At 76.0% G+C, this 22402-nt stretch carries 17 protein-coding genes; 12 read left to right on the top strand and 5 right to left on the bottom strand.

Annotated elements, in window-relative coordinates; translation table 11 throughout:
* Positions 1 to 38: 38 nt before the first annotated feature.
* The 4 genes from LG943_RS19945 (at position 39) to LG943_RS19930 (ending at position 6814) form a co-directional block, all read left to right on the top strand.
* A complete protein-coding gene (locus LG943_RS19945) occupies positions 39 to 752 on the top strand; it encodes a metal-dependent hydrolase (RefSeq protein ID WP_270073843.1) in 714 nt (237 codons plus the stop codon).
* A 39-nt stretch (positions 753 to 791) separates the two neighbouring features.
* On the top strand, positions 792 to 1454 hold the full coding sequence (locus LG943_RS19940; RefSeq protein WP_270073842.1) for an O-methyltransferase: 663 nt from the start codon (positions 792 to 794) through the stop codon (positions 1452 to 1454).
* Between the two features lie 1200 nt (positions 1455 to 2654).
* Positions 2655 to 3806, top strand: coding sequence for an exonuclease SbcCD subunit D (locus LG943_RS19935; protein WP_270073841.1), 1152 nt, complete (start codon positions 2655 to 2657; stop codon positions 3804 to 3806).
* Positions 3806 to 6814, top strand: a complete 3009-nt coding sequence (locus LG943_RS19930; RefSeq protein WP_270073840.1) for an AAA family ATPase — start codon at positions 3806 to 3808, stop codon at positions 6812 to 6814. The genes LG943_RS19935 and LG943_RS19930 overlap by 1 nt, the downstream gene beginning before the upstream one ends.
* Positions 6815 to 7387: 573 nt before the next feature.
* Here LG943_RS19930 and LG943_RS19925 read toward each other — a convergent pair.
* Positions 7388 to 8254 carry an aldo/keto reductase gene (locus LG943_RS19925; RefSeq protein ID WP_270073839.1) on the bottom strand — a complete coding sequence of 289 codons (867 nt, stop codon included), beginning with the start codon at positions 8252 to 8254 and terminating at the stop codon, positions 7388 to 7390.
* Positions 8255 to 8488: 234 nt separating this feature from the next.
* On the opposite strand from LG943_RS19925, the gene LG943_RS19920 reads away from it, so the two are divergent.
* Both LG943_RS19920 and LG943_RS19915 read left to right on the top strand, forming a co-directional pair.
* Positions 8489 to 9196 (top strand): AAA family ATPase, encoded by a 708-nt coding sequence (locus tag LG943_RS19920; protein ID WP_270073838.1) that lies wholly within the window; start codon positions 8489 to 8491, stop codon positions 9194 to 9196.
* Positions 9197 to 9203: 7 nt separating this feature from the next.
* Positions 9204 to 9635 (top strand): hypothetical protein, encoded by a 432-nt coding sequence (locus tag LG943_RS19915; RefSeq protein WP_270073837.1) that lies wholly within the window; start codon positions 9204 to 9206, stop codon positions 9633 to 9635.
* 9 nt (positions 9636 to 9644) lie between these two features.
* Here LG943_RS19915 and LG943_RS19910 read toward each other — a convergent pair whose 3' ends face one another.
* Together LG943_RS19910 and LG943_RS19905 are read right to left on the bottom strand one after the other, a co-directional pair.
* Positions 9645 to 10625, bottom strand: a complete 981-nt coding sequence (locus LG943_RS19910; protein ID WP_270073836.1) for a TIGR03621 family F420-dependent LLM class oxidoreductase — start codon at positions 10623 to 10625, stop codon at positions 9645 to 9647.
* Positions 10626 to 10745: 120 nt separating this feature from the next.
* The gene (locus LG943_RS19905; RefSeq protein WP_408648621.1) at positions 10746 to 12902 is read right to left on the bottom strand and encodes a cytochrome c oxidase assembly protein; all 2157 of its coding nucleotides are present in this window, start codon (positions 12900 to 12902) and stop codon (positions 10746 to 10748) included.
* A gap of 890 nt (positions 12903 to 13792) precedes the next feature.
* On the opposite strand from LG943_RS19905, the gene LG943_RS19900 reads away from it, so the two are divergent.
* The 3 genes from LG943_RS19900 to LG943_RS19890 all read left to right on the top strand — a co-directional run bounded on the left by LG943_RS19900 (position 13793) and on the right by LG943_RS19890 (position 17123).
* Positions 13793 to 15082 (top strand): amidohydrolase family protein, encoded by a 1290-nt coding sequence (locus LG943_RS19900; RefSeq protein WP_270073835.1) that lies wholly within the window; start codon positions 13793 to 13795, stop codon positions 15080 to 15082.
* Between the two features lie 148 nt (positions 15083 to 15230).
* On the top strand, positions 15231 to 16349 hold the full coding sequence (gene ald, locus LG943_RS19895) for an alanine dehydrogenase (RefSeq protein WP_270073834.1): 1119 nt from the start codon (positions 15231 to 15233) through the stop codon (positions 16347 to 16349).
* Between the two features lie 126 nt (positions 16350 to 16475).
* Positions 16476 to 17123, top strand: a complete 648-nt coding sequence (locus tag LG943_RS19890) for a class I SAM-dependent methyltransferase (protein ID WP_270073833.1) — start codon at positions 16476 to 16478, stop codon at positions 17121 to 17123.
* On the opposite strand, the gene LG943_RS19885 is transcribed toward LG943_RS19890, so the two are convergent.
* Positions 17111 to 17410, bottom strand: coding sequence for a hypothetical protein (locus tag LG943_RS19885; RefSeq protein ID WP_270073832.1), 300 nt, complete (start codon positions 17408 to 17410; stop codon positions 17111 to 17113). The genes LG943_RS19890 and LG943_RS19885 overlap by 13 nt on opposite strands.
* Before the next feature lie 271 nt (positions 17411 to 17681).
* On the opposite strand from LG943_RS19885, the gene LG943_RS19880 reads away from it, so the two are divergent.
* Positions 17682 to 18812, top strand: a complete 1131-nt coding sequence (locus tag LG943_RS19880) for an enolase C-terminal domain-like protein (protein ID WP_270073831.1) — start codon at positions 17682 to 17684, stop codon at positions 18810 to 18812.
* A gap of 46 nt (positions 18813 to 18858) precedes the next feature.
* On the opposite strand, the gene LG943_RS19875 is transcribed toward LG943_RS19880, so the two are convergent.
* Entirely contained in the window at positions 18859 to 19920 is a 1062-nt protein-coding gene (locus LG943_RS19875) for a 2-oxoglutarate and iron-dependent oxygenase domain-containing protein (RefSeq protein ID WP_270073830.1), read from the bottom strand.
* A 678-nt stretch (positions 19921 to 20598) separates the two neighbouring features.
* Here LG943_RS19875 and LG943_RS19870 point away from each other — a divergent pair.
* Positions 20599 to 21714, top strand: coding sequence for a phosphodiester glycosidase family protein (locus tag LG943_RS19870; RefSeq protein ID WP_270073829.1), 1116 nt, complete (start codon positions 20599 to 20601; stop codon positions 21712 to 21714).
* Positions 21715 to 21886: 172 nt separating this feature from the next.
* Positions 21887 to 22342 (top strand): MaoC family dehydratase, encoded by a 456-nt coding sequence (locus LG943_RS19865; protein WP_270073828.1) that lies wholly within the window; start codon positions 21887 to 21889, stop codon positions 22340 to 22342.
* Positions 22343 to 22402: the final 60 nt, after the last annotated feature.

The following is a 22402-nucleotide window of genomic DNA, read 5'->3' as shown; positions in this document are numbered from 1 at the left end:
ATTCGCCAGAAAACCCGCCAACCGCTACGGTTCCCGCCATGATGGGGCACTCTCACGCGCTGAGCGGCGTGGTCGGCTGGATGGCGATCGTTCCCTTCGTCCAGGGCCGGGAGTTCCTCGGCATCCAGTTCGACATCGGCCCCGGTGAGATCGTGGCCGGCGCGCTGGTGTGCGCGGGCGCGGCCCTGATCCCCGACCTGGACTCCAAGAGCAGCACCATCACCCAGACCTACGGCGTGGTCACCAAGTGGCTGAGCATGGTGTTCGCCTGGATGTTCGGCGGGCACCGCAACGGCACGCACTCGCTGCTGTTCGCCGCGCTGCTGGGGCTGATCACCCAGTTGCTGGCGATGTGGTCCGACCTCGCGGTGCAGGTCTTCGTGTTCCTGCTGATCGGCATCGCGTTCAACGGCCTGGGGTTCGGCTCGGAGAAGAACCGGGTGGCCTCGGAGATCATCACCGCGATGGTGGTCGGCGGCATCACCCTGGCCCTCTACACCTCGGGCGTGGACTACTCCTGGATCGGCCTGGCCGTGGCGTTCGGCTGCATCCTGCACTTCATCGGCGACATGGCCACCGAGATGGGCGTGCCGCTGCTGTGGCCGGCGTGGAAGTACCGCTTCGGGCAGAACATCGGGTTCACCACCGACGGCAAGGTCGAGCGGCTGATCGTCACCCCCGCGCTCACGGTGGCCATCCTCCTGCTGACCGCCTACCTGTTCCCCTGGCCCGAACTGCTGCCGGAGGCGTGAGCGACGCCCGCCGGGGCGCCCGGGGCTAGAGTGTGTGGTGTGACTCGCCACACCGAACCGCTCACCCCGGAACTGCTGGAGTACCTGGTCGCGCACGGCGCGCCGGTCGACGACGTGCTCGGCGACCTCGCCGAGGAGACCGCGCGCAGCTACCCCGACCTCACCAGCATGCAGATCGGCCCCGAGCAGGGCACGTTCATGACGCTGCTGGCCCAGGTCGCGGGGGCGCGCGACGTGGTGGAGGTCGGCACCTTCACCGGCTACTCCTCCATCTGCCTTGCGCGCGGCATCCCCGACGACGGCACCCTGCTGGCGCTGGACGTCAGCGAGGAGTGGACCTCGGTGGCGCGCCGCTACTGGGAGCGCGCCGGAGTGGCGCACAAGATCGACCTGCGGCTGGCTCCGGCCCTGGAGACCCTGCGCGCCCTGCTGCCCGGCCCCGCCTTCGACCTCGCCTTCATCGACGCCGACAAGACCGGCTACATCGGCTACTGGGAGGAACTGGTCCCGCGCATGCGCCCCGGCGGGGTGCTGCTGGTCGACAACACCCTGTCCCACGGCCGCGTGGTCGACCCCGCCCAGGACTCCCCCGACGTCCAGGCCATCCGCGACTTCAACGACCACGCCCTGGCCGACCCCCGCACCCACCTGGTGCTGCTGCCCATCGGCGACGGCCTCACGATGGCCCGGCGGCTGCCCTAGGGAAGCGAAGCAGAGAAGAAGCGGAGAGGACCAGGGCACGCGGGTCGCGGGTGCAGGGCCGCGACCACCGTCCTTCGGGGCGGTTGGGCGGGGTTGCGACGGGGGCACCGAGGTGGGGCTGGGGTCCTGGGCGTGCGATCACCGCTCAGCGGAGCGGATGGTTGGGTGGCAACGGGGCGCCGAGGCGAGGCCGGGGTCCGGGCGGGCGATCATCGCTCAGCGGAGCGGACGGCTGAGATGGCGACGGGGCACCAACGCGAGGCGACCGGCCGGGGCTGCGGTCGTCGGCCAGCCGGGCGAACGGCCGGGGTGGCGACGGGCACCGAGGCGAGGCGGGGGGCCGAGCGGGCGGTCATCGTTCTTCGGGCGGGTGGCCGGAGTCGCGACGATCGGGCGGGGACGGCTTGCCGCTCGGGCGGCCGGGTGTCTGCTGGGGGTGGCCCGTCGGAGGGGGCGGGCGCGGCGAACCCGCGCTTCGTCTGCGCTCGGCGCGGCGCGTTCTTGGGATTCGCCCCTTTTGTCTCTTACAAGAGGGGCCGTGGCGGCGCCGAGGTGGCCCCATGGAGACCAATGTGTCCACATGATGAGACACCAAGACGATTTCCGCACCCTTTTGTCCGCGATGCCCGTTTCTGGGGATGACGAAAGTGCTCTTTGCTCCAATGCGGCGACCCGTAGGCGCATCTCGCGGTAAAAGAGGCCAATTTCGTCTCACCACGTGAGATTTCAGGGTTACGGTGACCGACTTGCCTGGTTTGCGAATCGGAAGGTCTCGCTCAACCGCAGATGAACGGCGAGACCAGCGACCAGGTCCCCGCGCCGCCCTCCCCGCCGCCCCGGTCGCCTGAGCGGCCACCGCCCCGCCGCGCCGATCCCGCCCGCCCGAGCCACCCACCGCCGTCGCCGCCCCCGTCGCCCACCTCAGTCGCAGGCACGCGCCCCGATCACCGCCCGCCCCAGCCACCCACCGCCGTCGCCGCCCCCGTCGCCTGCCCCAACCATCCGCCCCGCCGGACGGAAACCGCATCCCCGGGCCACCCGCCCCCCGTCGCCGCCCGTCGCCCACTCCCGCCACCGACCCCGCGACCCGGTCACCGCCCACCCAGACCGTCCGCCGCCGTCATCGCCCTCACTCGCCTCAACCCGCCGACCACCTGCCCCGCTGCGGTCTCGGCCTCCCCTGCACTACGCTGCCGGAACATGCGCCTCTTGCACACCTCCGACTGGCATCTGGGCCGCTCGTTCCACCGCGAGAACCTGATCGACGCGCAGGCGGCGTTCATCGACCACCTGGTGGAGACCGTGCGCGCCGAGGCGGTGGACGTCGTGGTGGTCGCCGGGGACCTCTACGACCGCGCGCTGCCCCCGGTTGAGGCGGTGCGACTGTTCGGCGAGGCGCTGCGCCGCATCCGCGCCACCGGCGCCCGCGCCGTGCTGATCGCCGGAAACCACGACTCCATGGCGCGCCTGGCCTACGCCACCGACCTCATCGACGCCTCCGGCGTCCACGTCCGCGCCTCACTGGAGGGGGTGGGCACCCCGGTGGTGATCGAGGACGCCCACGGCCCGGTCGCCTTCTACGGCATCCCCTATCTGGAGCCCGAGATCGCCCGGCCGCACTGGGGGCTTTCGGGTCGCGGGCACGCCGCCGTGCTGGGCCACGCCATGGACCTGGTGCGCGCCGACCTCGCCGCGCGCCCCGCCCCCACCCGCTCGGTGGTGCTCTCCCACGCCTTCGTCACCGGCGGCGCGCCCTCCGACAGCGAGCGCGACATCGCCGTGGGCGGCGCCGCCCACGTGCCGGTATCGGTGTTCGACGGGGTGAACTACGTCGCGCTGGGCCACCTGCACGGCCGCCAGACCATGGCCGAGTCGGTGCGCTACTCCGGATCGCCGCTGGCCTACTCCTTCTCCGAGGAGCACCACCTCAAGGGCAGTTGGCTGGTGGACCTGGACGCCTCGGGCTTCGCCGGCGCGCGTTTCGTGGAGGCGCCGGTGCCCCGGCCGCTGGCCCGTATCCGGGGCCGGCTGGAGGACCTGCTGTCCGGCGCGGAGTGGGAGCGCTACACCGGCCACTGGCTCCAGGTGACCCTCACCGACCCGCTGCGCCCAATCCTGCCGATGGACCGGCTGCGCGAGCGCTTCCCGCACACGCTCGTGCTGGACTTCGCCCCCGAGGGCGAGCAGCCGCGCGACGACCGCGCGTGGGCGCGGCGCACCGCCGACCGCAGCGAGCCCGAACTGGTGCTGGACTTCGTGGACTGGGCGCGCGGCGCGCCCGCCACCGACGAGGAGCGGCGCCTGGTGCGCGCCGCGTTCAAGGACATCCGGCACCGGGAGGCCGCGCGCTGATGCGACTGCACACCCTGACCGTCCAGGCGTTCGGCCCCTTCGCCGGCGCCGAGACCGTCGACTTCGACCGGCTCGGCGACGGCGGCCTGTTCCTCATCCACGGACCCACCGGCGCCGGCAAGACCTCGGTGCTGGACGCCGTGTGCTTCGCCCTCTACGGGCGCGTGCCCGGGGTGCGCGAGGCCGCGAAGTCCCCGCGCAGCAACCACGCCGCACCCGGCGTGGCACCCCGGGTGGAGTTGGAGCTGACGGTGCGCGGGCGGCGGCTGTCCATCAGCCGCTCCCCCGCCTGGCAGCGGCCCAAGAAGCGCGGCACGGGCACCACCGAGGAGAAGGCCAAGGTGGTGGTCAGCGAACTGGTGGACGGCCGGTGGCGGGGGCTGACCAACCGCCCCGACGAGGCCGGGCAGATCATCGACGACCTCCTGGGGCTGTCGCTGGCGCAGTTCTGCCAGATCGTGCTGCTGCCCCAGGGGGAGTTCGCCCGGTTCCTGCGCGCCGACGCCAAGGAGCGGCGGGCATCGCTGGAGCGGATCTTCGCCACCGGCGTGTTCGCCCGCGTGGAGGACTGGCTGGCCGACCGCGCCCGCTCGCTGGGCCAGGCCGCCGCCCGCGCCGAGGAGGCGGTCCTGCGCAAGGCCGACGCCCTGGCCGAGGTCGGGTCTTCGCCCCGCCCCGAGGGGGACGACCTGGACGCGCTCTCCCCGTGGGCCGCCGAGCTGGCGTCGGTCACGGCCGCCACGGCGTGCGACACCCGGCCCGTGGTCGAAGAGGCCGTGGCCGCGCGCGAGCGCGCCCGCCGGGCCGTGGAGGAGGCGCGCACGCTGGAGGACCGGCGGCGCCGCCACGCCGAGGCGCTGCGCCGCCAGGAGGAGCTGGCCGCGCGGGAGCCCGCCTGCGCCGCCGCCCGCGCCGAGCTGGCCGCCGCCGAGCGGGCGGCGGCGGCCGTGCCGCTCCTGCGCACCGAGGAGCACCGCGCCACCCAGGTGGACAAGGCCGACCTTGAGGCCGCCGAGCGCCTGGCGCTGGTGCGCGAACTCGCCGGCGACCCGCCGGCGGGCGCCGAGGAGGCGCACGACACCGAGGCCGCCGCGCGCCGACGCGCGGTGCTGGCCGAGGCCGAGCGCGAGCGGCGGGACGAGGCCGCGCGGCTGGAGCAGTTGCGCGGCGAGGCCGACCGCCTCGGCACGGTGGACGCCGACCTCGCCGCCATCGACGCGCGCGCCCGCGCGGCGCGGCAGGAGCTGGAGGAGTGCCGCGCCGGCGCCGCCGGGCTGCCCGAGCAGCGCGAGCGCGTCGCCGCCGAGCTGGAGGAGGCCCGCCGGCACACCGGGTCGCGCGAGGCCGCCGAGGCGGCGCTGCGGCTGGCCCGCCGCCAGCGCGAGGCGGCCGAGGCGGTGGTGCGCCTGGGCGCCGACCTGGCCCGCGCCGAGGCCGAGCGCGTCGCGGCGGTGGACGCCGCGCAGGCGGCCGTCGACCGCCTGCTGGACGTCCGGCGGCGGCGCATCGAGGGCATGGCCGCCGAACTCGCCGACGCGCTCGGCCCGGGGCGGCCCTGCCCGGTGTGCGGTTCGGCCGAGCACCCCGCGCCCGCGCGGGGCGCCGCCGACCGTCCCTCCCCCGCCGACGAGGAGCGGGCGCAGACCGCCGCCGACGCCGCGGCGGCGGAGCGCAGCCGCGCGGAGAGCGCCACCGCCTCCCTGGCGGAGCGGCTGAACGCCGCCCGGGCCGACTCCGGCGGGGTGGACGAGGCCCAGGCGCGCGACCTGGAGGAGCGGCGGCGGGGCGAGCTGGCGCGACTGGACGCCGCTGCCGCCGAGGTGGAGCGGCTGACCGCGCGGCTGGCGCGCACCGAGGCCGCCGTGGAGGCGGCGCGGGCGCGCGAGGCCGAGCTGGCCGCCGACCTCGCCGCCCTGGCCGAGCGGCGCGCGGGGCGCGCCGAGGAGCGCGAGCGGCTGGCCGGGCTGCTCGACGCGGCGCGGGGGGACGATTCCGACCTGGCGGCGCGGATCGCGCGCCTGATCGGTGAGGCCGACCTGCTCGGCGAGGCCGTGGCGGCGCTGGACCGGCGCGCGGCGGCGGCCGAGGAGCTGGCGACCGCCGCGCGCGAGGCCCGCCGCGCCGTCGCCGAGGCCGGGTTCGCCGACGCCGTGGAGGTGTGGGCGGCCGAGCGCGGCGAGGAGGAGCGCCGCCGACTGCGCGCCGACATCCGCGCGCACGAGGACCGGGTCGTGGCCGTCGCCGCGGTGCTGGCCGACCCCGAGGTCGCCGCGGCCGCAGCGCTCCCCGAGCCCGACACCGCCGGGCTGGCGGCCGCCGCGCGGCACGCCGAGGCCGCGGCAGAGGCCGCGCTGACCTGGCGCGACCGCTTCGAGCAGCGGGCTCGCCGGCTCGCCGACCTGCGGGCCGACCTCGACCGCCTGCTGGCCGACTCCCGGCCGGCCCGCCGCCGCCACACCACCGCCGACGGCCTGGCGCGGCTGGTCGCCGGGACCTCCGCCGACAACCGGGAGAGCGTGCGGCTGTCCGCCTACGTGCTGGCCGCGCGGCTGGAGCAGGTGGTGGCGGCGGCCAACGACCGGCTGCGCACGATGGCCAACGGCCGCTACGAGCTGAAGCACACGGTGGACAAGGCGGCGGGCGACCGGTCGCGCTCGGGCGGCGGGCTGGGCCTGCGGGTGCTCGACGCCTGGACGGGCCAGGAGCGCGACCCGGCCACGCTGTCGGGCGGCGAGACGTTCGTCGGCTCGCTGGCCTTGGCGCTGGGGCTGGGCGACGTCGCGGCCCAGGAGGCGGGCGGCGGCGACATCGGCACGCTGTTCGTGGACGAGGGGTTCGGCACGCTGGACGAGGACACCCTGGAGGAGGTGATGGAGGTCCTCGACGGCCTGCGCGACGGCGGGCGCGCCGTGGGCGTGGTCAGCCACGTGGCCGACCTGCGCACCCGGATCACCACCCGGCTCCAGGTGATCAAGACCCCCACGGGATCGCGCCTGCGCCAGACCTGAGGCCGAAGCGCGACCCGCCGGAGCCACCGTCCCGCTTCCCGGACCAGCGCCGAACCAGGCCGGGTGTGACCGCAGGCGCGGCGCACCGCCCCGCAAGGCATCGCCTCGGACGCCATCGGCGAGGCCGCTCCATCCCAGGGGCTGAGGCCGATGGGCACGGACGGGGATACGGCCTAGGCCGACAACCACGCGGCGCCCACGGCGGCTGACCCAGCCGTCTCCAACAAACGCGATGCGCGGATCCACCTTCCCGCTCCCCATGCCGGATCCGTCACCGAGCCCCGCGCCGGGAACGGTGCGACCGCACACGCGCCGCACCGCCCCACGCGGCAACCCGCCCCGGGCACCGGCGAAGAGGCGGCCCCTGTCCCAGGAAGGCTTGAGCCGACGGCCGAACGTCCGCGAGGCACCGACCCGGCGCGGCCGGCACTACGTGGAGGCAGGGCGCGGCGGTATCACCGCACACGCCGGGGGCCGGGCGCCCCTGGTGCCCCCGCGCCCGAGGCGCAGGGCCTAGGCGGGGAGCCCGACCCGCACCTGCGCCCGTCCGCCCGACCCGCTCGGTTCCCCCCGTCAGGACATCTCCAGGGGCCGGCTGCCGCGCGGCGGGGGGAACGCTGTGTCGAGGGCGGCCAACTCCTCAGCCGTCAGTTCCAGGTCGAGGGCCTCGGCGTTCTCCCGGACGTGGTCGGGGTCGACCGCCTTGGGGATCGCCAGTACGTCGCCCTCGCGCACGGTCCAGGCCAGCGCCACCTGCGCCGGCGTCACCCCGCGCGCCGCGGCGACCTCGCGGACCGCCGGGTTGGTGAGGATCTGCTCGCGCGCCCGGCCGCCCTGGGCCAGCGGCGAGTAGGCCATGGTCGGCAGCGCGGGCGCGGTCTCGCGGCACCACGGCAGCAGGTCGTACTCGATCCCGCGCTCGGCGAGGTTGTAGAGCACCTGGTCGGTCACGCACGCCTGCCCGGACGGCACCCGCCACAGCCGCTCCATGGTCTCCCGGTCGTAGTTGGAGACCCCCCAGTGCCGGATCTTTCCCTCGTCGCGCAGCTCCTCCATGACCGCCACGGTCTCCGACAGCGGCACCGGCCCCGGCGCGTGGACCAGGTAGACGTCGATCACGTCGGTGCCCAGCCGGGTGAGGCTCCTCTCACAGGCGGTGCGGGCGCCGCGTCGGCCGGCGTTCCTGGGGTACACCTTGGACACGAGCACGACCTCGTCGCGCCGACCCGCCACGGCCTCGCCGACCACTCTCTCCGCACCGCCGTCGCCGTACATCTCCGCCGTGTCGATCAGGGTCAGCCCCAGGTCGAGCCCCATGCGCAGCGCCCGCACCTCGTCGGCGCGCCGGTCCTCGCGGACGCCCATCTGCCAGGTCCCCTGGCCGATGGCCGGCGCCCGCAGCTCCGGGCCGAGCGGGATCCCGCGGTCGCTACGTGCCATGTCACCGAACTCCCTGCATTCGTCGTCACCTCGGTCCGCCGCCCGGCGCGGCGCGCGCCGGGCGCGGCGGGCACACCGCGCGGCGCCGGAGCGTTGGAAACGGCACGGCGCACTCCGCCCGCACTCCACGCGCATACCCCGCTTACCGAACATATGCCCATCGCGACCTCTTTAGCCGCCCATGAACGCACCCACCCTTAGCCGCCGCTTATCCGAAAGGCGCATAACGACCTCATGTCCCCTTCGACGCTTCCCGCCCCGGCACCCGGCGCGGCGTCGGGGTGCCCGCCGCAGATCCGGCGGATCTCCCCCGTGCCCCGCGTCCTGCGCTACCCCGCGAACTCCCTGGTCCTGGTCGCCGGCATCCCCGGCGCCGGCAAGAGCACGATGCTCAACCGCCTCTTCGGCATGACCGGCCGCGAGTCCGCCACCGTGCGCACCCGCGCCGGCGTGCGGGTGGTCGACTCCCAGCAGTCGCGCAACCGATTGCACCCCCTGCTGAGCGCCGTGCACTACCCGCTGTGGCGCCCGCTGATGCACCTGCTGCACTACCTGCGCATCCTCGCCGCGCTGCGCCGCGGCGGCCCGGTGGTGGTCCACGAGAGCGGCACCCGCGGCCCGGTGCGCCGCCTGCTGGGCTGGTACTGCCGCCGCCGCGGTGTGGAGGTGCACCTGCTGCTCATCGACAGCGACCCCGGCGACGCCCTGCGCGGCCAGATCCAACGCGGCCGACAGGTGGCGCCGCGCAGCCACCGCACCCACGTGCGCCGGTGGCGGCGGCTGCTGGCCGCCTGCCCCGCCGGTCCCGGGGCGGTGGTGCCCGGGGCGCGCTCGCTGCTGCTGCTCGACCGCGGCCGGGCCGGCGACCTCGCCGAGATCCGGTTCACACCCGGCCCCGCGCTGCCCGCTCCCGGCGGGGCGGCGGCGGGCGCGGTGCCATAATGACGGGGTGGATTCCCTGGTCAACATCGCTGTGTTCGGAGTCGTCGGCGCCGTCATGATGGCGGCCCTGGTGGGCCTGCTGCTGGTGGTGCGCCGGCGCGGCACCGGGCCGCTGCCCTCGGCCCTGCTGGGCGCGGCGTGCGTGGCGCTGCTGCTGGCCGTGCCCGCGCTGGCGGCGGCCGGGCTGTGGGGCGCGCGCCCGGGCGCGGGGATCGGCCAGGCGTTCCTGGTGGCCTCGGCCGCCGTGGTGGTGGTCTACGCCGCCGGGGTGGCGCTGCTGCCGCTGGTGGCCCGCCAGGCGGCGGCCGCGCGCGGCCAGGCCGCGCCGCGCCTGGCCGGCCTGGGGCTGCGGCTCGTGGCGGGCGCGGCGCTGGGCGGGCTGGCGGTGTGCGCCCTGCTGGGCGCGGCGGGCACCGGGATCGCCGCCGCCCTTACCTGAGCCCTCCGCTCACTCCCCTCCGGCGCGCTCCGGCTGCGCCGGGGCCGGCGCGGACTCCTCCGCCTGCTCTCCCATCTGCTCCCCCGCCTGCTCCCCGGCTTGGCGCCGCACCAGCGGGATGGCCTCGGCCAGGGCGTCGCGGTAGGCGCCGTGCGTGGTGATGTAGCTGAACCCGAAGCGCTCCCGGTTGGCCACCAGTTCGCCGGCGATCTCGGCGGCCGTTCCCACGAGCACGTAGGGGCTGGCCAGCACGGCCTCGGCGGTGTCCAGGCCGGGGCTGGAGTAGGCGGCGGCGAGCTCGGCGGCGGTCTTGTGGGCGTCGTCGGTCACCACCACCGCCTGCACCAGCACGTTGAACTCCAGGGCGTCGGCGCGCGAGCCCGCCCGGCTCCGCACGAAGTCGACCCGGCGCAGGGTCTCCTCGGCGTCGGCCACCCGGAAGGTGCCCATGCGGGCGCCCCGGACCTGGGTGAGCCCGGCGAACCCGACGATGTCGGCGTGGCGGGCGGCGAGGTCCAGGCTTCGCTCGCCGTGCCCGCCGATCAGCAGCGGCGGGCGCGGCACCTGGGTGGGAAGGGGCTGCTGGCCGTCCTCGGCGAAGAGCCGGTCCAACTCGCCGATGCTGCGCTCCAGGTTGGCCACGCGCTCGGCGTGGGGGCGCCAGGGGATGTCCGCGGCCTCGAACTCCGACCGCATGTGGCCGGCGCCCAGCCCCAGTTCCAGCCGGCCGCCGGAGAGCCGGTCGACGGTGGCGGCCTCGCGCGCCAGCAGCGCGGGGTTCCAGAACTCGTTGTTGAGCACCAGGGTGCCCAGCCGGATCCGGGAGGTCACCGCCGCGGCGGCGGCCAGCATCGCGAACGGGGACGCCGCGCCCAGGTGGTCCGGCGCCTGGATGACGTCGTAGCCCAGCCGCTCGGTGGCGCGGCAGGTCTGGGTCCAGCGGTCGATCTCCTGTTGGCGGCAGTTGATCCCGAACCGAAATCTCTTCATGGGCACCGACCCAACCTGATCCGCCGGTGCCGCGCCACCCCATTCCGCTATCGGCGCAGCCGCCTGGACACCGCCCCCGGCCACGCTCTACGGTGGCTGCGGCCGGGGTGGCCCCCGGCCTCAGGCTGGGATGTCGCCCTCGGCGGCCGGCGACTCGGCGGCGGTGCGCCCGGTGGGCTCCGTGCCCCCCGTGCCCCCCGTGCCCTCCTTGCCCGCCTGGCGCCGCGCCCGGCGGTCCAGGTCTTGCAGGTAGGCGTTGTAGGCGTCCATGTCGGCGTCGTCGGAGCCGCCCCGGCGGCTGTGCCGCTCGCGGCGGCGCTCCCGGCGCTCCTCGTCGCCCGCCCACTGCCGCAGCAGCGCGAGCATGACCAGCAGCGTGGGGATCTCGCCGATCGCCCAGGCCACCCCGCCGCCGGCGTACTGGTCCTCGCCCACGCTGTCGGCCCAGGGGACGTCGAACTGCCCGTAGTAGGACATGGCCAGCGGTTCGGTCTGCATCATGATCGTGATGCCGAAGAACGCGTGCACGCCCATGGCCAGCAGCAGGAGCAGGATGCGCAGCAGGTGGTGCAGGCGGCGCGGACCGGGGTCGACCCCCACGATCGTCCAGTAGTACAGGTAGCCGCTGAGCAGGAAGTGCACGTTCATGAGCACGTGCCCGCTGTGGTCGCCCATCAGCACGCCGAACAGCGGCGTGAAGTACAGCACGTAGGGGCTGAGCACGAACAGCGGGGTGGCCACGCCCGGGTGGGTGACGACCTTGGAGAAGCGGCTGTTGAGGAAGGCGTTGAGCCATTCGCGCGGGCCGCGGTCGCCGCGGCGGCGGGCCGGGCGCAGCGCGCGCAGCGCCAGGGTCACCGGGGCGCCCAGCACCAGCAGCACCGGCGCCATCATCGACAGCAGCATGTGCTGCACCATGTGCGTGCTGAACAGCACCATGGAGTAGGTGGCCACGCCGCTGAGCAGCACGCCGGTCATCAGCAGCAGACCGGCCAGCCACGCCACCAGGCGGCCCACCGGCCAGGTGTCGCCGCGGCGGCGCAGCCGGACGACCCCGGCCACATACAGCCCGCCCATGACGGCCACCAGCACCGCGAAGAACAGGTCGGGGCGCCACAGCGTGAGCAGGGTCTGGACGCTGATGGGCGGCGGCATGGGGAAGCCCAGCACCGACTCGGCGGGGGTGGGCACGCCGCCGTCGTCGGGCGGCGGCGGGGTGCGGCTGAGCGCGGCGCCCAGCGCCATGGCCGCCGACATCACCACGATCTCCACCCCGGCCAGGCGGGCGAACAGCCGCCGCCCGGCGGTCTCGGTGATGCGGGGCACGGTGGCGCGCCGGTGCGCGTAGCCCACGGCGCCCAGGACGGCGAACAGCGCGATCTTGACCAGGATCAGCAGGCCGTAGGAGGTGGTGAACAGTTGGGCGGGCTCGTAGAGGCGGCTGACGGCGCTGGCGACGCCGCCCACGGCCACGCCGATGTAGGCCCACAGCGCCGTGCGGCTGAAGCGCTCGGCGGCCACGGGGGCGTCCTGGGCGCCGGCGCGCAGGCCGTGGAAGGTGACGGCGGCCAGGCCGCCCACCCACACCGCGATCGCCAGGACGTGCAGGGCCAGCCCGGCGACGGCCAGCTCGTGGGCGCCGGCCGAGGCGGAGTGGCCGGTGAGGACCGGCGGGACCATGCCCGCGGCGGCCAGGACCACTAGGAGCGCGCCGGCCGAGGCCGACTCCACGGTTCGGCAGAACAGCGCCAGCGCGGTGGCCGCCAGGATCATCAGCAGCAGGCTGATGCCCTGGGAGACCGAGACGGCGTAGCTGGTGAGCTGGTTGCCCAGGACCTCCTGAGGCGGCAGGCCGGAGATGTCGGAGAGCTGGAAGACCAGGGTGGCGGCGGCCGCGGCGGCCCAGCACAGGGCCGCCCACGAGGCGGCGCGCACGTAACCCAGCGCCTGGGCGCCCAGGGGGCGCGCGCCGCTCTTGTCGGCGGGGGCGGGCAGCGGCAGCAGGAAGACGGCGAGCACCAGCAGGCCCAGGGTGAGGGCCGAGGCGAGGTCGCGCACCATGGTCGAGACCGGCAGGCCCCAGCGGGTGAGGGGGCCGGAGTCGGGCAGGCCGGGGATGACCTCGGCGGTGACCGCTCCCCCGGCGACCAGGGCGACGATCAGCGAGATGGCGCCGCCGGCGATCGCGGCGACGCCGATGGTGACCGCGGTGTCGGCACCGGGGGCGCCGCCTCCGCTGCGCGCCGGGGTGGTGTCGCGGACTCCGGGGGAACTCACGCGTGCCGCTCCGTGGGGTAGGGGTCGCTACTGGCGGTGGCGGTGACGGATCACCGCGGCGGCGATGGCCGCACCCACGATTACCCCCAGACCGCTCCAGAACCAGGCGGCCGTCTGTGCGGACACCTCAATCAGGACCGGCAGCAGGAGGCCGGGCCACGGGGGGCCGGGAACGGCCGGGCCGGCGAGCAGAGCTGCGACGTTCAAGCGCGAACACCACCACGAACCAGGATAAATCTACTACAGCGTGTCGGAGACGGGCGGCGGGGCGGCGAAGGCGCCCCCACCAGGGCGCGCGGGCGCGCTGACCGGCCCGCCCGCGCCCGCGCGGGCGGCGCGGGGCCGCCCGGAGGGCCGGTCCGGCGCACCGCGCGCCGCGGGAGTCCCAGGAGCATTCCGCCGCCCCTTCCGTCGCACCGGGTGGCGGGCGGCGCCGCCACGGACCCACTCCACCCCATGGCGGCCCCGGGCACAAGCGCGACCCGCGCCCCGTGGCGGCCGGGGCGGGCCGCGCCGGGTGCCGGGGGCGGCGCCGCGAACGGGCGGGCGCGCGCCTTCCCGCCGGCGAATCACCGCCCCCGGCCCGTCCTTCGGTCAAAATACGGCGCGCTATCCCCTGGCCGCAATTGCGCTTCCTCGGGCGCGCCCGATAACGGATTTCGGGCCTGTTGGAAAACACCGACATTCCACTGGAAAAAGCCCTGAATTACCGACAACAGCGCACGTCACCCGGCGCGTTACTGGACAACGGCCCCGACGGCCCTCCGCGATCGCGATACGGTCGAACAATCGCCGCACGTGTGAGGAGTGCGACACCCACTCCGGGCACCGGAGGCGACATACGCCGCACCGCGCACGAATTTCGCCAGAGAACTACGAAGGGGATTCAGATGCCCCATATCGACACCGTGATCCGCTCGCGCCGCGTGGTCACGCCCGAAGGGGTGGCTCCGGCGGCGGTCGCCGTGCGCGCGGGCCGCATCACCGCCGTCACCGCCTACGACCGCCCCCTCCCGGCCCGCACCCGGGTCGACCTCGGCGACACCGCCCTGCTGCCCGGCGCCGTGGACCTGGACGCCGCCGTGCAGGCGCCCGGCCGCACCCTGCGCGAGGGCTACGCCGAGACCGCCGCCGCCGCCGCGCGGGCCGGCGTCACCACCCTGGTGGCCGCCGCCGCGCCCGCCTCACCGGCGGTCACCGACGTCGCCGCGCTCACCGTCCACCTGGCCGCCGCCGCCGAGGCCGCCGTCAACGTCGCCTTCCTCGGCGGCATCACCGCCTCCAGCACCCCCGCCGACCTCGCCGACCTGCGCGCCGCCGGGGTGGTGGCCTTCCACTGCTCGCTGTCCGACGGCGCCGGCGCCGGCACCCGCCCGCTCGACGACCACCGCCTGCGCAAGGCCATGGTGGAACTGGCCGCCATGGAGGTCCCGCTGCTGGTGCACGCCGAGGACGCCGCCGAACTCGCCGCGCCCGCCGGCCCCGGCAACGTCGCCCTGCTGGCGGCCCGCCCCCCGCGCGCCGAGCGGCGCGGCCTGGAGCGGGTCATCTCGGCCGCCCGCATGGCCGGCACCCAGGCGCACATCTCCCCCTTCACCGCCGCCGAGTGCGCGGCGGTGCTGGCCGGGGCGCGGGCGATCGGGGTCGCGGTGAGCGCCCAGACCTGCCCGCACTACCTGTGCCTGCCCGCCGAGCAGGTGCCCGACGACTCCGCCTCCCACGCCTGCCGCCCGCCGCTGCGCGCCGGCACCAACCGCGAGGCGCTGTGGCGGGTGCTGCTGGAGCGCGGCGACTGCGCCATCACCACCGTGGGCTCGGGCCACCGGCCCGGCACCGGGGTGGCGGGGATCTCCTGGACGCTGCCGGCGCTGTGGACGGCGGCCCGCCGCCGGGGGTGCGACCTCGCCGACCTCTCCCGCTGGACCTCCACCGCGGCGGCCGACCTGGTCGGCATGCGGCACAAGGGCCGGCTGGCGCCCGACTGCGACGCCGACCTGGTGGCCTTCGACCCCGACGCCCGCCACGAGGTCCCTCAGGCGGACCCCGGCCCGTACGCGGGCCGCGTCCTCACCGGGCGGGTGGAGCGCACCTGGGTCGCCGGGCGCCCGGTGTTCACCCGCCCGGCGGGTCCGGGCGGGGTGCGCCCGGCCGCCGAGGGCTCCGCCGTGGCCGCTCCGTGACGGTGCGCGACCCCGCCCCCGCGCGCGGGTCGCGCGGATTACACCATGTCAACAAGACGTGAAATCAGCAGCCATGTTGGAGATGGCCGCCCCTGCGGCGGGCACGCCACAGTGAAGAGGTGTCAATGACGATACGAGGAGGAGCCCCGTGCGCGTCGGCGTGCCCCGAGAAGTGAAGAACCACGAATACCGGGTTGCCATCACCCCCGCCGGAGTCCACGAACTGGTCACCCGCGGCCATTCGGTCGCCGTGGAGCGAGGTGCGGGCCTGGGCTCCTCGATCACCGACGAGGAGTTCGCCGCCGCCGGCGCCCGCATCCTCGACACCGCCGACGACGTCTGGGCCGAGGGCGACCTCGTCCTGAAGGTCAAGGAGCCGGTGGCCGAGGAGTACCACCGCATGCGCCGCGGTCAGACGCTGTTCACCTACCTGCACCTGGCCGCCTCCGAGGACTGCACGCGGGCGCTGCTGGACCGCGGCGTCACCGGCATCGCCTACGAGACCGTGCAACTGCCCGACGGCTCCCTGCCGCTGCTGGCGCCGATGTCGGAGGTCGCCGGCCGGCTCGCCCCCCAGGTGGGCGCGGCCACCCTCCAGCGCCCCAACGGCGGCCGCGGCGTGCTGATGGGCGGCGTGCCCGGGGTCAGCCCCGCGCGCGTCACCGTGATCGGCGCCGGGGTCTCCGGCCTCAACGCCACCCGCATCGCGGTGGGCATGGGCGCCGACGTCACCCTGCTGGACCTCAACGTCGCCAAGCTACGCCACGCCGACGACGTCTACCAGGGGCGCGTGCGCACCGTGGTGTCCAACGCGCTGGAACTGGAGCGCGCGGTGCTCGACGCCGACCTGGTCATCGGCGCGGTGCTGGTGCCCGGCGCCAAGGCGCCCAAACTGGTGTCCAACGACCTGGTCTCGCGCATGCGGCCGGGCGCGGTGCTGGTCGACATCGCCATCGACCAGGGCGGCTGCTTCGCCGACTCCCGCCCCACCACCCACGCCGACCCCGTGTTCGCGGTGCACGACACCGTCTTCTACTGCGTGGCCAACATGCCCGGCGCGGTGCCCAACACCTCCACCCGCGCCCTCACCAAGGACACCCTGCGCTACGTGGTGGAACTGGCCGGCAAGGGCTGGCGGCGGGCGCTGGCCGAGGACCCGGCGCTGGCGCTGGGGCTGAACACCTTCGACGGCGTGCTGACCAACGAGGCCGTCGCCGAGGCCCACGGCCTGAAGTCCGCGACGATCACCGAGGTCCTGGCGGGCTGAGCGAACCCGCCACCGCACGGCGCGGCGCCTCCCCTGGCGGGGTTGGGCCGCGCCGCCTGCGGGGTAGCGTCTCCCCACGGTCGGCGGTGTCCGACCGGCCGGACACCGGGCGGCGAGGGGGCGACCATGGCCGAGCGCGAGTTGTGGACGGGGCAGCCGCCCGGATCCAACCCCTTCGCCCTTCCCCGGGGACCGCTGGGCCGGGCGGCGGGCTGGGTGCTGGCCGTCACCAACCGGGCGCAGAACGCCGAGGTGCTGCGCGCCGCCGGGGTGGCCGGGTGCCGCCGGGTGCTGGAGGTCGGCCACGGCCCCGGGGTACTGGTGCGCATGCTCGCCGAGGTCCCCGGGCTGAGCGTGACGGGGGTGGACCCCTCACCCGAGATGGTCGCCATGGCGCGCCGGCGCAACGCCGCCGCCGTGCGCGCGGGCCGGGTGCGGCTGCACCGGGGCACCGCCGCCGACACCGGTGAGCCCGACGCGGCGTTCGACCTGGTGCTGTCGGTGAACACCGTGGCCATGTGGCCCTACCTCGACCCCGGGATGGCGGAGTTCCACCGGGTGCTGCGCCCCGGCGGCCGGGCGGTCATCACCTGGCACCGGTTCCCCGAGAGCTTCCGGCTGACCCCCGAGCAGCTCGCGCGGGTCGAGGAGGCCATGGCCCTGCGGTTCGGGGCGGCCCGGCGGCGGATGCTGCCGGGGTCGGTGGTGTTCGAGGCGGTCAAGGAGGCGCGGGCGGTGCCCGGCGGTTCGGCCCGGGCGGTTCAGGGGGCGTAGACGCCGGCGCCCCGCACGGCGGGGTCGGCCTCGCCCGGCAGCAGCACGGCGGTGACCTCGCCGGTGCAGTCGGCGCCGCTGAGCACGAACACGGTCTCGTCGGTGCGGTTGTCCACGGCGGCCGGGACGGACTCCAGCGGCAGGCAGCCGCGGGGGTCGCGGTGCTCGGCGCCGTTGAGGGCCAGGACACCGGTCGCGGCGTGGGCCGGGACGGCCCCGGCGGCCAGGACCGCGGCGGCCGCCAGGCAGCCGAGGGTCCGCACCGCGCGGGCGGGACGAGGGCGCATCAGACGCCTCCTTCTCGTGATGGGTCGTGCACACCGGGTAGTCGCAGGTCACACCCTAGCCAGGGCGGCGCGCCCCCGCCACCGGTTCGGGCGGGGCGGCTCCGCGACGCCCGCCGGCCCGCCCGATGGGGCGCGCGTCGGCGTGGCGCGGCACCCGGCGGCGGCCGCCGGTGGACTAATCGCGCTTTGCGGATAGTTTCGAGAGGGCGGGGCGCCCGCCTTCGCCGAGCCGCCCCGCCCATCCACTCCCGCGCATCGAGACGGAGCACGCGTGTCACGCACCGAACCGGCCATCCTCACCCGCGTCGCGGGGGTCGACGCCACCCTGGTCCGGCTGCCCCTGGCCCACCGCTCGCGCGGCGCGGTCCAGACACGCCAGGAATTCTCCCGGCACGCCCTGGTGCGCGTCAGCGACGAGCGCGGCGGCACCGGCTGGGGCGAGGTCCCCCAGGCCGACGCCGAGCGGTGGCGGGCGCTCCTGGAGGACTACGCCCCCGCGCTGCTCGGGCACTCCTGGCACCGCCCCACCGACACCGAGGCCGCCTGGGCCGGCCTGGCCTGGCAGCCGGCCGTGGCCGCCGCGCTGGACACCGCCTGCTGGGACCTGTGGAGCCGGCGGCGCGGCACGCCCCTCTCCCACGCGCTGGGCGGCGAGCGCACCGCCTTCACCGCCGGCACCACGGTGCGCCGCCAGCCCTCCGATGAGTCGCTGGTGCGCGAGGTCAACCGGCAGGTGGGCGCCGGGTTCCGCCGGGTGCGCCTGGAGATCGGCCCGGGCTGGGACATCGACGTGGTGCGCACCGTGCAGGAGAGCTTCCCGTTCCTGGTGCTCCAGGCCGACGCCGGGGGCCGCTACACCGAGGACCCCGCCGACCTGCGGGCGCTGCACGCGCTGGACGACTACGGGCTGGCCGCCATCGAGGAGCCGTTCGGCGCGGGCGGCCTGGCGGCCCACGCGCGGCTGCGCCGCGACCTGCGCACGCCGGTCGCACTGAGCACCTCGGTGGACTCGCTGGAGACCCTGGACCGCGCCATCGCGATGGAGGCGGCGAGCGCCCTGAGCCTGCGCCCGGCGCGCCTGGGCGGCCTCACCCCGGCGCGGCGCGCCCACGACCGGGCCGTCGACGCCGGGTGGGCGGTGTGGTGCGGTGCGGACGCGGAGTCGGGGCTGGGCAGCGCCGCGATCGCCGCGCTGGCGTCGCTGCCGGGGGTCACCCTGCCCAGCGAGATGCCGGGCGCGGGCGGCCGGTTCACCCGCGACACCGTGCGGCCCTCGGTGCGCGCCCACGAGGGCATCACGCCCATCCCGCTGACGCATCCCGGCCTGGGCTATGAGATCGACTGGAAGCAGTTGCGCGGCCTGACCGTGGAGTCGGTCGCGCTGGGCTCCGTCGACGACTGACGGAGCCTCCCGCCGCCGCTGGGGCGCCCTGGACGGGCCGGCCCGCTCAGCCCTGCCGGAAATCCCGGCCGCCGTAGGCGCCGGTGATCAGCCGCTGCCACCGGCCGCCGAGCCGCACCGCCAGGTGGCGGGCCACGGTCACGGGCTCGTAGTAGTCGGGCCGGTCGGGGCCGACGCAGGTGGGCAGGGTGGTGACCAGCGCGTCGAAGTCGGCGCCGTGGGACAGGGCCGCCGCGCGCCAGCGCTGCCCGCCACCGCCCGCCGGCGCCGGCGGGAGCGCCGCGCGGAACGGCGGCGCCTGCCAGCGGTCGTTGGTCCAGCGCGCCAGCAGGTCGCCCACGTGCACCACCAGGGCGTCGGGCCAGGGAGCGACGTCGTGCCACCGGCCCAGGTCGTCGGCGAACTGGAGCGGCGCGCCCTCGGCCCACACCACCCGCAGCAGCCCCGGCTCGGTGTGGCCGGCGGAGCCGCCCTCCGCCGGCGCGGTCCCGGCCGCCGCCAGGGGCACCCCGGCCACGCCCACCGGCGCGGCGCAGCCGTCGCCCGCCACGGGCGCGCCCGCCGGGGCGGGCGGCCGGTGCTCCAGGCGCAGCACGTCGATGGGGTGGCCGGTGTAGGGCTCGAAGAACCCCTCGGGGACGTCCAGGGCCACCGCGAAGATGCGGGTGAGCCGCCGGGCCAGGCGCTGGGCGGCGTCGAACCACGCCATCACCTGCGGCTGGAACTTGGGCAGGCCCACGGGCCAGATGTTGGCGGGGTAGACGGCGGCGGGCAGCGCGCGGTCGGGGAAGTCCCGCGCCTGGGTGCCCAGGTGGAAGGACTCGGCCGCCCCCGGGACCGCCGGGGCGCGGTAGCCGCGTTCGGAGTCGGGTTCGGGCGGGGCGTAGCGCAGCTTGCCCGCCGGCGGGCGGTCGAAGAACAGGTCGATGGCCTCGCGCACGCCGTCGTGGATCTGGCCGGGGATCCCGTGGCCGACGACGCGCATGAACCCGGGGTCGGCGGCGGCCGCGCCCACGCGCGCGGCGATGCGCGCCTGGGCGTGCGGGCCGGAGTCCCACCCCGAGATGTCGATGAGGGGCACCTCAACTGCGGTGGTCGACTCGCCCATGCGTCCTCCGTAGGTGGTCGGGCGGCCCGGACGGGGCCTGAGCGGCTCGTGCGCGCGTCTCATCGGCGATGCGGCGGCGCTGCGGACCGGGCGGGGTGCGGGCCGGGCGTCGAGGAGCGGTGGGGTGCGGCCTGGCGTCCGCGCCACGGCGCACGGCCCGGCCTGCGCGCGGGGGCGCGGCGGCGGCGCGCCGGTACGGGTGGCGGACGGTGTTCGGCGGCCGGTGCGCGGTCGCGGCGCCGGCAGGAGCGGCGCGGGAGGCGGCGGCGCGGCGCGGACATCGGCGGAGCCCCGGCCCGCGGCCCCCGGCGGGCCGCCGCCCGGGTGCGCCGGAGGAGGGGGTGCGGCGGGGTGAGCGGCGGTTTCGCCCGGGGGGTTCGCGGCGTGGGATGCGCATCACAGACTCCCGTCGGATGGCCGGGTCAGTGGGAGCCGGTCGCCGGTTCCGCAGGGGTGGCGGCGGGGCGATCAGCCGTGACTCTAGGCAAACCGTGTTGCCCCGGGATCAACCCGCGATACACGGCCGTTAATCGGCGGTAGTTGGACGACTACGTTGTGCGGCGCGCCCGGGCGAGCGTTGGCCGATACTCTACGCCTCCGGTGGATTACTTTGGGTTGCCGTCCTGTTTCCGGTCTGTTTCGGCTGCGCGCCCGCCGCGCGCTCGGAGGTATCCCGCCGTGTCCCGCCGTGCCGCCGCAGCGGCGCTCGTCCTCGCCCTGTCGTGCCTGCTCAGCCCGGCGGCACCGGCCGCCCTCGCCGCCGCGCGCGGCGAGGCCCTCGCCCCCGGGGTGCACCTCTCCACGGCCTCCGCGGAGGCCGACGAGGGCACCCAGTACTTCACCACCCTCCGTGTCGACCTCGGCGCGGGGCCCGAAGTGGACTACGTGGACCCGGGCAGCGTGGCCGCCCGGGCGCCGCTGCGGGAGATGGCCGACGTGCCGGGCGCCGTGGCCGCGGTCAACGGCGACTTCTTCGACTCGGGCGCCTCCTACGCCCCGCTGGGTGCCGCCGCGCGCGGCGGCACCGCGCTGAAGTCGCCCTCGGCCGACAACCGCGCCACCGCCGTCTTCGACGCCTCGGGGCGCGGCCGCATCGCCACCGCCTCCTTCACCGGCACCGCCGGGCTCCCCGGCGACGACCTCCCTCTCGACCGGCTCAACAGCCACGAGGTCCCGGCGGATGGCACCGGCGTGTTCACCATCCACTGGGGCGACCACCCGCGCGAGCGGGCCGCGCCGAGCGGTCCGGTCACCGAGGTCGTGGTGGCCGAGGGCCGCGTGCGCGACGTCCGCACGGGCACCGGTTCGGAGCCGGTCGCCTCGGGCACCCGGGTGCTGCTGGGGCGCGGCGCGGCCGCCGACCGCCTCGCCGCGCTGCGGCCCGGCGACCCCGTCTCGCTGGACTACCGGCTCACCGCCGACGGCGCCCACCCGCACCTGGCCGTCGGCGGGCGACACGTGCTGCTGCGCGACGGCGCCTATACCGGCGCCACCGACAACGCCCGCCACCCGCGCACCGCCATCGGGTTCTCCGCCGACGGCACGCGGATGTTCGTGATGACGGCCGACGGCCGCGAGCCCGGCACCGCCGGCGCCACACTGGGCGACATGGCCGAGCGCATGCTCCAGGCCGGCGCCCACGACGCCCTGGAACTGGACGGCGGCGGCTCCGCCACCCTCCTCGCCCGCGCGCCCGGCACCGCCGACCTGGTCCGCCGCAACCGCACCGGCGAGGACGAACGCGCCATCCCCAACGGACTGGTCGTGCGCACCGGGCCCGGGTCCACCCCCTGACCGCCGGGCGCGGTCGGGGCGACGGCGCGGACGCCGAGGACGGCGGTGGCCGAGGCGCGGCGGCCACCGGACTCGGCGGTCGGAAGCCAGGACACCTCCCCCTCCATACCGAATGGTCGGTTCGCTAGAGTCGGGGGCGTCCTCCGTCCGGGTCTAAGGAGCGCAGACGATCATGCGGACTTTCACCGACCTCGCCGAACTGGTCGCCGCCAAGGGCGAGCACCTGGGCTACAGCGACTGGCTGACCGTCACCCAGGACCGGATCGACCGGTTCGCCGAGGCCACCGACGACCACCAGTGGATCCACGTCGACCAGGAGCGCGCCGCGAACGGCCCCTTCGGCGGCACCATCGCGCACGGCTTCCTGACGCTGTCGCTGCTGTCCGCCTTCAGCCCTCAGGTGTGGACCCTCCGGCAGCGCCCCTCCATGGCCATCAACTACGGCCTCAACCGGGTCCGCTTCGTGCAGCCCGTGCGCACCGGCTCCCGGGTGCGCGACGGCATCGAACTCATCGACACCCGCGAGACCAAGAACGGCCTGCTCCTGACCTTCCGCCACACCGTGGAGATCGAGGGCGAGGAGCGCGCCGCGCTCGTCGCCGAGGGTCTCACCCTGATGGTGCCCTAGCGGGCGTCGTGTTCGGGGGCGGGTCCGCGCGGACCCGCCCCCGAACCCGCCGAGCCGGTC

The sequence above is a fragment of the Streptomonospora mangrovi genome (assembly GCF_027604915.1).
GTDB classification, from domain to species: domain Bacteria; phylum Actinomycetota; class Actinomycetes; order Streptosporangiales; family Streptosporangiaceae; genus Streptomonospora; species Streptomonospora mangrovi.
This window is presented reverse-complemented; position numbering and strand designations above follow the sequence as displayed.